Annotated in this window: 1 protein-coding gene; it reads left to right on the top strand. The window is 46.1% G+C overall.

Annotation, left to right across the window (positions count from 1 at the left end; translation table 11 throughout):
• The first annotated feature begins 20 nt into the window (after nucleotides 1–20).
• Nucleotides 21–16,499 (top strand): amino acid adenylation domain-containing protein, encoded by a 16,479-nt coding sequence (locus NSU16_RS09210; protein WP_339192669.1) that lies wholly within the window; start codon nucleotides 21–23, stop codon nucleotides 16,497–16,499.
• Nucleotides 16,500–16,508 lie beyond the last annotated feature (9 nt).

Below are 16,508 nucleotides of genomic sequence, written 5' to 3' on the forward strand. Positions count from 1 at the left end.
TAGAAGAGCATCTTCAAAGCATGAAGCGTCAGTTGAAAAGCCCGCTTTCAGAAGGTCAAAAAGGGTTATGGATGCTTCAAAAAATGTCTCCTGATATGGGTGCATATAATATTCCTTTATGCTTTCGCGTCAGCAAAAAATTACATGTCGAGACGTTCAAGCAAGCCCTTCTGTTTGTACAGAAACAATATCCTGTTTTAACGAGTGTGATTCAAGAGGAAAATGGCATTCCATTTCAAACGGTTCAGACGTCGCAGGCTCTTCATTTTGAGGAAGCGGATATCTCAGCTATGCATTCAGCTGAGGTATTGCCCTACCTAAAAGAAAAAGCTAAAGAACCTTTTCATCTGGAAACTGGTCCGTTAACGCGCACATATCTGTTTCATCAGTCAAACGAGGCATGCATTGTGCTTATCACGGTTCATCATATTATATTTGACGGTGTGTCAATGCTGACATTTATATCGACGCTTTTAGAGGCGTATCAACAATTGCTGCGAGGCGAAGAGTTGATGCTGCAGACTTTACCGGCCGATTATCCTGACTTTGTTGACTGGGAAAACCGTATGCTGGGCGCTAGAGAAGGGGCTGAGCATCTCGCTTATTGGAAAGAGCAGCTGTCCGGAACGCTGCCTATTCTTGAGCTGCCGGCCGACCGTCCCCGTCCTTCAGCACAAAAATATAAGGGGCAAGCTTACAAAAGCTTGCTCCCTCATAACCTGAGCAAGCAAATAAAGTCGTTAGCACGTTCTCATTATGTGAACGAATCTGTTGTGTACCTTTCTATTTATAAAGTGCTGCTGCATCACTATACAAAACAAAAGGACATCATTGTGGGAGTCCCGACAATGGGGCGGCCTGAAGACGGTTTTGAATCGATCATCGGGTACTTTATTAATATGATGGCTGTTCGGAGTAAAGAGATAGGAACCCAAACATTTCAAGAGTTCCTTCGAGACCTGCAGCTGACAGTGGCAGACGGACTTGACCATGCGGCATACCCGTTTCCGACACTGGTAAGAGAACTGAATGTAGACCGCTCAGCAGCGGATTCTCCGATTTTTCAAACAGCCTTTCTCTACCAGAATTTCTATCAGACAGCAGGCTTACAAAAAATGCTGGAACCATATCAAGCTCTTGGCATCAAATATATCGAAGACATTCGGCAAGAAGGGGAATTCGAGCTGGCGCTGGAAGTGTATGAACAAGAAAACGAAACAGTGCTTCATCTTCTGTATAACCCTGATATATATGAATTATCTACCATTGAAAGAATGATGGAGAACTACATCAAACTCACTGAAAACATCATTAACGATCCGTCTTTATCACTTGAAACATACTCTTTACAGTTAGATCAAGAACAAATCAGCTTGTTCGAGCAATGGAATGAGACAAAGACAAATGACTCCAAAGACAAGTGCATACATGAGATTTTTGAGGAAAAAGCGAAAAAAACCCCCGATGCGATAGCGGTCGTATTCGAAGAGGAGACTCTTACATATAAGGAATTAGATCAAAAAAGCACATCGCTGGCCATTTACCTTCAGGCACAGGGGGCTGGACCGGAACGACCGGTAGGGATTTGTGCAGAGCGTTCGTTTGATATGCTGATCGGAATTTTAGGGATTCTGAAAGCCGGCGGGGCGTATGTGCCTCTAGATCCGAACTTCCCTCAAGAACGATTAGCGTACATGCTCAAAGACAGTGAAGCGTCCATTGTCCTTACACAATCTAAAGTTCATGACAAAGTAAACAAATTAACTGATGACCATGTAAAAGTCATCAATATCGATTTGGCTTGCAGTCACACGGACACTGCTCAACAAAAAAGTGGATTGAAACGAGAAGTCAAACCCCATCATCTCGCTTATATCATTTACACCTCGGGCAGTACCGGTCAGCCTAAAGGAGTCATGGTAGAGCATCAGAGCATTATGAATACGCTGAATTTTCTTGAATCCCAGTATCCTGTCACTGCTGAGGACGCTTATTTATTAAAGACGAACTATGTTTTCGACGTATCCATATCGGAATTATTCGGCTGGTTTATCGGAAATGGCCGTCTTATTATTCTTCCGCCGGATGAAGAGAAATCACCGCAGCTGTGCATGGATGTGATTGAAAAATATCATGTGACCCATGTTAATTTTGTCCCTGCCATGCTGCATGTATTTTTAGAAACGGCAAAAGACAACAGGAAATTTACTGAAGAAGGACCAATCAAATACATGATGGTTGCAGGAGAAGCCTTTCCTAAGGAATTGGTGAAAAAGGCAGTATCGATCTTTAAAAACTGCCGTGTTGAAAATATTTACGGACCAACAGAAGCCTCCATTTACGCGACTTATTTCGGATGCGGAACAGGAGATATCGCCAGTCATCATACGCCAATCGGCAAGCCTGTATCCAATACGAAGATTTATATCGTGGACCAGCATCTGAAGCCTGTTCCGATCGGAAAACCTGGTGAGCTTTGTATCGCAGGCGACGGATTGGCAAGGGGCTATTATAACCAGCCCGGCCTGACAGCGGAAACATTTATTAACAATCCGTTTGAATCTGGGACCAAGCTTTATAAATCCGGTGATTCAGCAAGATGGCTGCCTGACGGGAATATTGAATATTTAGGCCGCATTGACAGCCAGGTTAAAATCCGAGGTTTCCGAATTGAATTAGGTGCAATAGAAACGAAACTGAGTGAATATCCGGGCATTTTAGATCAGGCAGTAGTGGTCAAACAGCTGGAAGGACATAAAAAGCTGGCTGCATATTATACGGAGCAAAATGGACATCCGCCTATCGATCCAAACGATTTGCGCCGCTGCCTGAAATCCAGCCTGCCGGAATATATGATACCTGCGCACTTTATCCGCCTGAATGAGATGCCGTTAACACCAAGCGGGAAAGTGAACCGCAAGGAATTGGAACATCGGAAGGTCATTTTAAATAATAGAAAAACACAACACTTACAGTTATCAGAAGTAGAGGGCAAAGTGCAGCTCATTTGGGAGGATATGCTGAAAGTCAGCGGTTTTGGGCCAGAGGACGGATTTTTCGATGTGGGAGGCGATTCACTTCTTGCCGTGGCCGTGGCGGAACGAATCCAAAAAGAATTTGACTGTGAATTCAGTGTAACGGAGCTGTTCGAGTACGCCAATATCAGGGCCATCAGCCAATACATTATTGAAATGAAAAACACAGATGCGGCGGCCATTCCTCAAAATGAAAGCAAGCAGAATGTGAAGAGGGTGAAACAAACGGAACAGAAAGCGCTGCCGCCGTATTTTGAAGACAGTATTGCCATTGTGGGGATCTCCTGCCAGTTTCCGGGGGCAAAAAATCATCATGAGTTCTGGAATCAAATCAAAGAAGGCAAGGAAAGTATTCAATTTTTTTCAAAAGAAGAACTGCGAGAAAATGGAGTGCCTGAAGAATTAATTCAACATCCTGATTACGTTCCTGTGCAATCTGTGATTGAGGGAAAAGATTTGTTTGACCCAGGTTTCTTTCAGATCTCTCCTAAAGATGCTGAGTTTATGGACCCTCAGCTCCGTCTCTTATTGCTGCATTCATGGAAAGCAATTGAGGATGCGGGCTATGTGGCAAAAGAGATTCCGGAAACAAGTGTGTATATGTCTGCAAGCAACAATTCCTACAGAACGTTATTGCCGAAGGAGAGAACAGAAGGACATGAATCTCCGGATGGCTATGTCTCATGGGTATTAGCCCAAAGCGGAACGATCCCGACGATGATCTCGCACAAGCTCGGATTAAAGGGGCCAAGCTACTTTGTTCATTCCAATTGTTCTTCTTCACTAGTAGGTTTGTATCAAGCGTACAAAAGCCTAACAGCTGGTGAATCTGAATACGCGCTTGTTGGAGGCGCAACCTTGCACGCGCAGTCAGGAATAGGCTATGTGCATCAAAACGGATTGAATTTTTCAAGTGACGGGCATGTTAAGGCATTTGACGCCGCAGCTGACGGAATGGCTGGAGGAGAAGGTGTAGCTGTCGTCCTATTGAAAAAAGCTGTGGATGCGGTAAGAGACGGAGACCATATTTACGCCATCATGCGCGGAATAGGAATCAATAATGACGGAGCTGATAAGGCCGGCTTTTATGCACCTAGCGTAAAAGGCCAAACAGAAGTCATACAGAGCGTATTGGACGAAACTGATATCCATCCTGAAACGATCAGCTACATTGAAGCACACGGTACAGGGACTAAATTAGGCGACCCTATTGAAATTTCTGCCTTAAACAAAGTGTACAAGCAATACACGGACAAAATACAATTTTGCGGCATCGGTTCGGTGAAAACCAATATCGGACATTTGGATACTGCCGCAGGGTTAGCCGGCTGCATTAAGGTTGCCATGAGCTTATCTCATAACGAACTTGCGCCAACTATCAACTGCCAGGAGCCGAATCCTAATATTCACTTTGACAGCTCTCCATTTTATGTTGTCCGCGAACGAAAATTATTACAGAAAAATCAAGGTGTACATCGGGCAGCTCTGAGCTCGTTTGGGCTTGGCGGAACGAACGCTCATGCCATATTCGAACAATATGAAAATGCCCAAGATACAAGAGCGGATAACGAAGGAAATCCTCCGTACCTCATTCCGGTATCGGCAAAGAACAGGGAGCGGCTGCAAGCATATGTAAAGGAACTGCTGACATTTGTCAGTCAAAATGATCTGACACAACACTCTTTAAGGGATTTGGCATACACCTTCCAGATCGGCAGGGAGGCGATGGACACAAGAGTTATTTTTATGGCGAGCGATTTGGAAGAATGGAAGCTGCAGCTGGAGCGTTTTGTGAATGGACAACCGTTGACAGAAGGCTGTATTCAAGGAGAAAAAACGCGAGTGAAATCCGCTGATCTCTTGCTTGGAGATGAGGAAACGGAAGAACTGGTTGCATCATGGATGTCCAAAGGCAAACTGAAAAAGCTTGCCGAAGTGTGGGCCAAAGGTTTTCAGGTTGAATGGCGCCATCTTTACCCGAATGCGAAGCCGCGCCGCATGAGTCTGCCGACATATCCTTTTGCTGAAGAACGGTACTGGCCTGACATCAGCACGGGCAATCGTAAAACAGCTGAACCACGCTTGCATCCTTTGGTGCACCAGAATACATCTGTTTTATCGGAGCAGCGGTTCAGCTCCAGCTTCACAGGACAGGAGTATTTTATTGCTGAGCATATCATTAAAGGGATGGCGATTTTGCCGGCAGCTGTCACACTTGAAATGGCAAGAGCCGCTATAGAACAAGGAATTGGCGGTTTAGATGATGAGGAATCCGGAATCCGCCTGAAACATGTGGTTTGGATGCGTCCGGTTGTAGCGGGAGATGAGCCGGTTACAGTAAACATCGGACTCTATGATGAAGACGGCGGACATATTCTTTATCGGATGTATGGTGAACCGGAATCCGCTGACGCAGATCCAATTGTATATAACCAGGGCATAGCGGAATTATTTCAGCCAAAGCATGCGGAGGTATTGGATCTAGAGGCGATAAAGAATCAATGTAATCAAGGCTTCATGGACACCTCCTTATTTTATGAAGGCATGATCGGAGCCGATTACGGTCCCGGATACAAGAGTGTGGAGACCGTTTATAAAGGAGACGGCCAGCTGCTTGCCAAATTATCGCTGCCGGGATCTGTCTCTCATACAGCAGCCGATTATGCTCTTCATCCAAGTTTATTGGATGGGGCGTTACAGGCGGCTGAATATTTGCAAAACGTCACCAGGGCGGAGCTTTCTGACAGTGAAGACTTTAAAGCTGCACTGCCATTTGCTTTAGAGGAGCTTGAAGTCTTTCATAAATGCGTTTCTGATATGTGGGTTTATGTTCAATTCAATTCAAAAAATAAACCGGGCGATCTGATACAGAAAGTTGATATTGATCTATGCGATGAGCATGGCAGCGTTTGTATACGGATGAAGGGGTTTTCGACGAGAGTGATGGAGGCTGACATACAAACAGAATCATCACATTCAGAAACCTTATTGCTTCAGCCCGTTTGGAAAGAACAAAAGGCTGGCGGACAAGCGGATAAAGAATATGCAGAGCATCTCGTGTTCCTCTGTGAATGTGATCAGGACATGAGAAAAAAGATCGAAGCAGAAATGGAGCATGTCCATGTCTTCATCCTGGAAGCAAGGCCTGCTTCAGTGGATGGGCGTTTTCATTCGTATACGGAACAGGTGTTTAGAAAAGTGCAAGCGCTGATTCGCGAGAAACCGAAAGGAGATATTCTGATTCAGATCGTGACCTCCGCAGAAGGCGAGCAGCAATTGTTTTCTGGATTGACAGGGCTGCTGAAAACGGCCGAGTTAGAAACGGCTAAGCTGACCGGACAAATGATTGAAATCAGCAGTGAAGAAAGCGGGGAAAGTATCGCCCGCAAACTGAAAGAAAATCAAATAAGCAGCGGTACCCATATCAGATATCAAAACGGCACACGATTTATTCCAGATTGGAGTGAAATGAAAGCGGCAAGCCGTAACATCAGCATGCCGTGGAAAGACGGCGGCGTTTATCTCATCACAGGCGGTGCCGGTGGCTTAGGCCTTATGTTCGCAAAAGAAATTGCTGAACAAACGAAAAATGCGACAGTCGTTCTGACGGGCCGTTCACCTCTGAATGATAATAAAAGAGGGAAGATTGAAGAGCTTCGCGCTATAGGGGCCGAGATCACCTATCAGCAAATGGATGTTACCGATAAAATCGCAGTGTACCAGTTAATGAACAATATCCAGAAAGAACATGGCCGTCTTGATGGCATTCTTCATAGTGCGGGAATTATTAAAGATAGCTATTTGGCCAAGAAATCAGCAGAAGATTTTCATGATGTGCTGGCGCCTAAAGTAAAAGGACTCGTTCACCTGGATGAAGCCAGCAAAGATTTGGCATTGGATGTTTTCATTCTTTTTTCATCTCTTTCGGGAAGTTTAGGCAGCATTGGTCAGGCTGACTATGCGGCAGCCAATGTATTTATGGATTTGTATGCCGGATACCGCAGTACGCTAGCCGAACACGGTCAGCGGCATGGCAAAACGCTTTCTGTAAACTGGCCATTATGGAAAGAGGGCGGCATGAAGGTCGATCGTGAAACGGAGAAAAGACTTGTGCAGCTGGCCGGAATTGTTCCTCTGGAAGCAAAACAAGGCATACAGGCTTTTTATCAAGCGTTCAATAGTGAGGCAAGCCAAGTCATGGTGATGGAAGGCAACGTTCAGAAGATAAAACAAAACATGCTGTCAAAAACAGCCTCAGCACCTATTGAAAAGAGGGAAACAGAAAGCATGACTGAACCGGCAAAGAGCATTGACACAGGGAGTTTGCTGGATAAAGTAAAGGCGATGTTAAAGCGGGAGGTCGCCAAGCTATTAAAGGTTCCATTTGAAACGATTGATGACCATGCCGAAATGACGGTGTATGGGTTTGACTCCATTTCTATGACTGAATTCACCAACCATATCAATCGGGCATATAAACTGGCGCTGACGCCAACCGTCTTTTTTGACCATCCGACGATCCATGAGTTCGGCAAGCATTTGTCAGAAGAATATCAAGCGGTATTTGCGAAAACATTTGCTGTACGGACCAGGTCAAAGGTTCAGGCTCAGCCTGCATTTGAACAGGATAAAACCATACATGTCACCTCAAAAAGACGCCGAAAGCAGCCGGTTATGCTGCCAGCAACCATACAGAGTGAATCCGGTCCCGAGCCAATCGCAATCGTCGGAATAAGCGGCATTTTTCCTATGGCAAAAGATGTGGATGCCTACTGGAAGAACTTAAAAGAAGGCAAGGACTGCATGACGGAAATTCCTAAAGACCGCTGGGATTGGCGCGAATATGAAGGGGACCCTGCGAAGGAAGCCAATAAAACGAATGTAAGATGGGGAGGTTTTATTGACGGCATTGCGGAATTCGACCCATTATTCTTTGGCATTTCCCCGCGTGAAGCTGAACAAATGGAGCCACAGCAACGCTTATTATTGACTTACGCATGGAAAGCGATTGAAGATGCAGGGTATTCGGCAAAAAGTCTGTCAGGCACAAAAACAGGCGTATTCATCGGAACGGGAAATACAGGATACAGTTCTCTTTTATCTAAAGCGAACTCGGCAATAGAAGGGTCAGCGGCAGCTAACACGAGCCCGTCAGTCGGTCCGAATCGTGTCAGTTATTTCCTTAATCTGCATGGGCCGAGTGAACCTATTGATACGGCGTGCTCCAGTTCATTGGTAGCGATCCATCACGCCATTTCCTCAATCGAGGAAGGCACTTGTGACATGGCATTAGCCGGCGGAGTTAATACGATTATTCTGCCTGAGGTGTATATCAGCTTTGATAAAGCGGGTGCCCTGAGCAAAGAAGGCAAATGCAAGACGTTCTCAAATCGAGCTGATGGTTTTGCTCATGGGGAAGGAGCCGGCATACTGTTTCTGAAGAAGTTAAAAGCGGCCGAGGAAGCGGGAGATCATATTTATGGGGTGATAAAAGGAAGCGCAGTGAACCACGGGGGGCGTGCGGCGTCTTTAACGACGCCTAATCCGAAGGCCCAGGCGGAAGTCATTCAAAAGGCATTCCAAAAGGCGGGAATCGATCCCAAAACGGTGACGTACATTGAGGCGCACGGAACAGGTACGGAGCTTGGAGATCCGGTTGAAATTAACGGATTGAAAGCGGCTTTTAAAGGGCTGGGTGTAAAAGAAGGAGACACTTCTGCCAATCATTATTGCGGCCTTGGTTCAGCGAAGACAAACATCGGTCATTTATCGCTTGCAGCCGGTGCAGCAGGAATTATTAAAATTTTATTGCAGCTTAAACACAAAACCTTAGTGAAAAGTCTCCATTGCGAGACTGTCAATCCGTATATTCAGCTTGAAAACAGCCCATTTTATATCGTTCGGGAAACAGAAGAATGGAAAGCGCTACAGAATGAGCGGGGGCAGGAGCTGCCTCGCCGTGCAGGCGTCAGTTCATTTGGTATCGGCGGGGTAAATGCCCACGTGCTCATCGAGGAATATATTCCGAAGGCGGACGCTGGCAACATACCGTCGTTCACTTCTGAACATCCAGGTATTTTCGTCCTATCAGCTAAAAATGAAGCAAGACTGAAAGAATACGCACAGCAGCTGGCTGAAGCGTTAGACCAGCATATTTACAAAGACGAAGATCTCGCAAATATTGCTTATACGCTGCAAGCCGGGCGAGACGCGATGGAAGAACGGCTGGGGATCATTTCCGGGTCAATTGAGGATTTGCAAGACAAGTTAAAAGACTATGCAGCCGGCAAAAATAATGTGGAGGATGTATATAGAGGGCGGATTGATAAAGGAACGCTGCAAATGCTGACGGAAGATGAAGAAATTCAAGAAGCGGTTGAAAAATGGATGGAGCGCGGAAAGTATGCAAAATTGCTGGAATTATGGGTGAAAGGGCTTGATGTGGACTGGGCGAAGCTGTATGGCGAGAATGAGCCGCATCGCATTAGCTTGCCGACATATCCGTTTGCGAAAGACCGTTACTGGATTTCTAATTATGTCGCAAATAGGGGAAGCCTTGAAGCCGACAAAAAAGCATCTCACATCAGCGCATCTGTGTTACATCCATTAATGCATCAAAACACTTCGAATCTCTCGGAACAGCGGTTTAGCTCAATCTATACGGGAGAAGAGTTTTTCCTTGCAGATCATGTTGTCAAAGGCCAACGGATCTTGCCGGGAGTGGCCCATCTTGAAATGGCGCGGGCTGCCATTGAGCAGGCTGCCGAGGTACAAAACGGTCAGTATCGCATTACGCTCAAAAACACAGTGTGGGTGCGGCCGATTGTAGTCGGGGAGCAGCCGGTGCAAGTACACATCAGGCTTTTTCCGGAGGAGCATGGTGACATTACGTATCAAATCTACGGCGACCCGGAAACAGACGGTGGCAAACCAATAGTATACAGTCAAGGCGGGGCTGAATTACATCCTGCTGCGGATACGCCGGTCATTGATTTAGCATCCCTGCGCAAGAAGTGTCAGCAAACTCATTTCTCCGTAAACGAAGTATACGACACCTATAAAATGATTGGTTTTGACTACGGTCCAGCTTATCGCGGTGTAGAAAAGATTTATACAGCTGAACATTTTGTATTGGCAAGATTGTCATTGCATCCTTCTGTCTTAGATACAATTGGCCAATTCAGCATGCATCCGGGTCTGATGGACTCCGCTTTACAGGCATCCAGCATTTTGACAGGCGCAGGAGATAACCGGCTGACGCTGCCTTTTGCGGTTCAAGAGCTTGAAGTCTTCGGGACATGCTCCTCGAACATGTGGGTATACGCCAGATTCAGTGAAGGCAGCAAAGCGACTGATAAGGTACAAAAACGGGATATCGATATCTTAGATGAGAACGGCAATGTTTGCGTACGGTTAAAAGGTTTGTCATTCAGAGCGACAGAAAGCGACCCTAGATCAGCAGAGTCTGACCAAACAATGGAAACTTTGATGTTTGAGGAAAAATGGATGTCTAAGGAGATCGACAAAGACGGTCTGGAACCAGAATATGAACGGCATATTATCATGCTTTGTAAAATGAACGGACTCTCAAAAGACAGTATTGAATCAAAGCTCAAAGGAGCGGAATGTATAGTATTAGAGTCTTATCGGGAGGGTCTGGCAGAGCGATTCCAAGATTATGCCGAACAAGCGCTTGAGACGATACAGAGTATCCTCAAAAGCAAGCCGCAAGGCCATGTTCTGATCCAAATGCTTACCTCAGCGCAAAGAAAGCATTACTCTTTCTCAGGACTTTCGGCGCTCCTTAAAACGGCCGGGCTGGAGAATACAAAGCTGATCGGCCAGACGATTGAAATCGATACAAACGAAACTATGAATAGGATCGCAGAGATAGTCCAAGAGAATAAAAGAAACGCAGGAGATCAGCGCATTAAATATGAAAAAGGCAAACGGTACATCAATGAATTAAATGAAATTCATACGCCTGACCGTGAAATCAGATTGCCATGGAGGGATAAGGGTGTGTACCTCATCACAGGCGGCGCAGGAGGACTTGGATTTATTTTTGCGAAAGAAATTGCAAGCCAAGTCAAACAGCCTGTTTTGATTCTTACAGGCAGGTCCGCGCTTAGCGCTGATCAGCAATCACAGCTTAGCGAGCTGCAGCGTTTAGGTGCTCGTACAGAGTACAGACGGGTTGATGTGACTCAAACGGAGGCTGCGTCCGAGTTAATCACAAGGATCACAGCTGATTATGGCGACTTGCATGGCGTGATTCACAGTGCTGGACTGCTTAAAGACAACTATCTCATGAATAAAACAAATGAAGAACTTAAGCAGGTCCTCGCTCCTAAGGTAAAAGGGCTCGTAAATGTGGATAAGGCAACCGAGCATCTCGCGTTAGATTTCTTTATCCTTTTCTCTTCCATATCTAGTATCACCGGCAGCGCGGGACAGGCGGATTACGCAATGGCTAATGCATTTATGGACAGCTATGCCGCTTATCGTAATGCGCTTGTGACCGCCATGTACAGACACGGCCAAACATTGTCGATCAATTGGCCGCTGTGGAAAGAGGGCGGCATGCGTGTAAATAAAGAAACTGAAAAAATGACAATGAAAAATACGGGCGTTACGGCTATGCGAACCGAAACCGGCATTCAGGCACTTTATAAAGGGTTGGCTTTTGATAAAGATAACGTCATTGTCATGGAAGGTATCAGAGACATGATGAGAGAAAAGCTGTCTCAAAAGCAGCCTTCTGAAGATGTTTCGAATAAACCAGCGCAAGAACCGGTGACCCAGAAAGCAAGAATGGATCAAGACAGCTTATTGGACCAAATACAAGACATTTTAAAGCAAGCAATCTCTCAATTGCTCAAAATCAAAACTGAAGAGATTGATCCGGATATGGAGTTTAATCAATATGGATTTGATTCAATCACTTTGACTGAATTCGCTAATATATTGAATGAACAATACAAGCTGGATCTGACCCCTACAATTTTCTTTGAGCATGCAACTGTTTCTGCATTTGCCGCGTATTTATCAGCAGAATATCAAAATACATTCTCGGCGCAATTTGCAGTACCTGTCAAGGAGGATCTGTCTGTACAGCCTGCGGAAAAAGCCATGAAAGACATCAGGTTTTCAACCGAAAACCGTTTTGGCAAACCAAAGGAGCTGCCAGTGAAGAAGGCAGCCGAGCATGCGCCTGAGCCCGAATCTATTGCCATTGTAGGGATGAGCGGAGTTTTCCCAAAAGCAAAGGATGTTGAGGAGTACTGGATGAATTTGAAAGAAGGCACAGATTGCATAACAGAGGTTCCAAAAGACCGCTGGGATTGGCGTGAGTACTACGGAGACCCGTTAAAAGAAGCAAATAAAACGAACGTCAAATGGGGCGGTTTTATTGATGGAGTAGCCGACTTTGATCCGTTGTTCTTCGGCATTTCTCCGCTGGAGGCTGAGCAGATGGAGCCTCAGCAGCGTCTATTAATGACCTATGCTTGGAAAGCGATAGAAGAAGCGGGACATTCAGCCCAAAGCCTATCAGGAACCAAAACGGGCTTATTCATCGGTACTGGAAACACGGGATACAGCTCTCTTCTCTCAAATGTAGATATCGAAGGCTCAGCAGCTGCTAATATGAGTCCTTCTGCCGGACCGAATAGAGTCAGTTATTTTCTGAACATTCATGGACCGAGCGAACCGATTGACACGGCATGTTCAAGCTCACTGGTCGCCATTCATCATGCAGTTTGTGCAATTGAAGCTGGAAACTGTGAAATGGCGATCGCGGGAGGCGTCAACACGGTTGTAACACCGCAAGGCCACATTGCCTACGATAAAGCAGGGGCTCTGAGCAAAGAAGGAAAATGCAAAACGTTCTCTGATAAAGCCGATGGATTTGCGGTCAGTGAAGGTGCAGGCATCCTCTTCCTGAAAAAACTAAAGGCGGCGGAACGCGACGGCGATCATATTTACGGTGTGATCAAAGGAAGTGCGGTAAATCACGGAGGCCGCGCGAATTCACTGACGACTCCTAATCCAAAGGCTCAGGCAGAAGTTGTAAAAACCGCTTATTTGAAGGCGGGAATCGATCCGAGAACTGTGACGTATATTGAAGCGCATGGAACCGGAACGGAACTTGGTGATCCGGTAGAAATTAACGGGCTGAAGGCTGCATTTAAAGAACTGTACGAGAAAACGGGAGATCCTTCTGTTCATGCCAGCCATTGCGGACTGGGTTCAGCGAAGACAAACATCGGCCATTTATCGCTCGCAGCCGGTGTAGCCGGTGTCATCAAAATCCTGTTGCAGCTAAAACACAAAACGCTGGTAAAAAGTCTGCACAGTGAGACGATCAATCCGTATATCAAGTTGGAAGACAGCCCATTTTATATCGTGCAGGAATCCAGAGAATGGAAATTGCTGCGGGATGAAAACGGACGGGAGCTGCCTCGCCGAGCCGGAGTCAGTTCATTTGGCATAGGCGGTGTCAATGCCCATGTGGTCATTGAGGAATATATTCCAAAAGAAACTGCTCCATCTGAACAAGCGCCAGCAGTGACATCACAGAACCCGGGCATCTTTATCTTGTCGGCAAAGGAAGAAGATCGCCTGAAGGACCAAGCACAGCAATTGGCGGATTTTATCAGCAAACATTCAATCTCAGATCGTGATCTCACTGATATTGCTTATACACTCCAAGAGGGGCGCGATGCAATGGAGGAGAGATTAGGGATTATCGCTGTCTCGGTTCAAGATTTGCTGGAGAAACTGTACCTCTTTATAGAAGGACAAACCAATGCGACCAACATGTATAGAGGCAGGGCGAATAAAGGGATATTACAGACACTCAGGTCAGACGAAGACATTCAGAAAACACTCAAAAATGACTGGGAACCCGAAGTTTATACAAAACTGGTTGAATTATGGGTAGCAGGATTAAAAATAGATTGGAACAAACTGTACAGCGGCAAACTGCCTAACCGCATCAGCTTGCCGACCTATCCATTTGCAAAAGAGCGCTACTGGATATCGGATATGAAAGAGGAGGCAATCACGCAAAAGGCACCGACAAAAACTGTCGATACAGCAGTTTTGCACCCATTAGTACAAACCAACACTTCTGATTTGACAGAGCAGCGTTTCAGCTCAATCTTTACAGGCGCTGAGTTCTTTTTCAATGACCACAAGGTGAAGGGAAAGCCGGTCATGCCGGGGGTCGCTTATCTTGAGATGGTGCATGCAGCCATTTCGCAGGCAGTGCGAGGGCTCAAAGATCATCAATCTGTCATTCATATAAAAAATGTTGTTTGGGTGCAGCCGATTGTGGCGGACGGTCATCCTGTCCTAGTGCATATCAGTCTTGAACCTCAGCACGATGCTGAAATTGCTTTTGAAATCTTTACAGAAGACGGTGAGGACGCACGAAAGGTACACAGTCAGGGCAGTGTTGAGATAAGAGAAGCAGGAAACATTCCTTCTCATAATATCAGCGCGCTGCAATCGCAATGCAGTCAAAGCATACTTTCAAATGAACAGTGCTATGAGTTATTTAAAGCGATCGGCATAGAATACGGGCTTGGTTTTCAAGGAATACAGCACCTTTACATTGGCCGCAATCAAGCGTTGGCAGAGCTTTCGCTGCCGTCTGGAGTATCTCAAACGCTGAACGAATTTGTACTTCATCCGAGTATGACGGATTCTGCTTTACAGGCGTCGATCGGGTTAAAGCTGAATTCCGGAGATGAACAGCTTTCATTGCCTTTTGCACTGCAGGAGCTTGAGGTATACAGCCCATGTACAGAAAACATGTGGGTCTCTGTCGCCTCGCGTCCAAACGAGGACAGAATACAACGGCTGGATATTGATCTATGTGATGAACAAGGCCAGGTATGTGTAAGAATCAAGGGCATCTCCTCAAGAGTGATAGAAGAAGACATACAACGCCCGGAAAAAATAAAACCATCTGACAGCAAGGCGTCTCTTAATGGAGCGCTTCTAATGGCGCCGGTATGGGATCAAGTGCAAACGGAGAATAGCAGGATCATTCCGTCTGCTGATGAGCGTGTTGTCATTCTAGGTGGGGATGAAAACAGCAGAAACGCTGTACAAAGACAGTTCCCGCTTGCCAAAGAGCTGCACATCAAGCCGCATGATTCTATTCATCAGTTGGCAAACGAGCTTGAAGCATTAGGGGCATTTGACCATATTGTGTGGATTTCTCCTTCCCATATTGCGGAGTACGAAATCGGTGATGACATGATTGAAGCCCAAAACCAAAGCGTTATGCAACTGTTCAGGCTCATTAAGGCGATGCTTTCTTTAGGCTATGGAGAGAAGACGATAAGCTGGACGGTCGTGACAGCGAATACGCAATGTGTTGGTCAGCATGACATTGTCAATCCAATTGATGCCGGTCTTCACGGTCTGATCGGCTCGATGGCAAAAGAATATACAAATTGGCAGACAAAACTGATCGATGTAGATCGAAGTAAGGATTGGCCGGTGGCTGAAATCTTTTCCCTGCCTTTCGACCAAGAGGGAAATACTTGGGCGTATCGGAACAAAACCTGGCACAAACAGCGTCTGATCCCTGTACACAGCAATCAGCCTGTGCACACCAAGTATAAACACGGAGGCGTTTATGTGGTCATAGGCGGTGCGGGCGGAATTGGAGAAGCTTGGAGCGAATATGTGATTCGAACATACCAAGCGCATGTCGTTTGGATTGGCAGAAGAACAAAAGATGCATCCATTCAAAGCAAGCTGGACAGACTTGCGCGTTTAGGGCCGGCTCCGTTTTATATCGAAGCTGATGCCGCAAACCGAGAGGACTTGGAACGCGCTTATGCAGCCATCAAACAAATACATCGGGAAATCAACGGAATCATTCATTCTGCCATCGTTTTGCAAGACCAAAGCCTGATGAATATGGACGAGGAACGTTTCAGAAATGTTATTTCTGCAAAAGTGGATGTAAGTGTGCAAATGGCTCAAGTCTTCCAGAAAGAGCCGTTGGACTTTGCTTTGTTTTTCTCTTCCGTACAATCATTTGCAAGAGCTTCAGGACAGAGCAATTATGCTGCCGGCTGCAGCTTTAAGGATGCTTTTGCTCATCGGCTTTCACAAGTATGGCCTTGTACAGTAGCTGTGATCAATTGGAGTTATTGGGGCAGCATTGGTGTTGTTTCCTCACCTGATTATCAGCGAAGAATGGCGCAGGCGGGCATAGGCTCCATTGAAGCCCCTGAAGCGATGGAAGCGTTGGAACTGCTGCTCGGGGGGCCGCTGAAACAGCTTGTGATGATGAAGATGGCAGACTGCGAAACGGGCAATGACTCAGGACAGAATGACGAAACAATTGAGGTGTATCCGGAAACTCACAGCTCCGCCATTGAGAAACTGCGAAGCTATCACCCGGGAGACAGCATAAAGATACAACAACTGTTATAGGAGGGGAAA

It is taken from the genome of Bacillus sp. FSL K6-1003, assembly GCF_037964945.1.
Taxonomy (GTDB): domain Bacteria; phylum Bacillota; class Bacilli; order Bacillales; family Bacillaceae; genus Bacillus; species Bacillus mojavensis.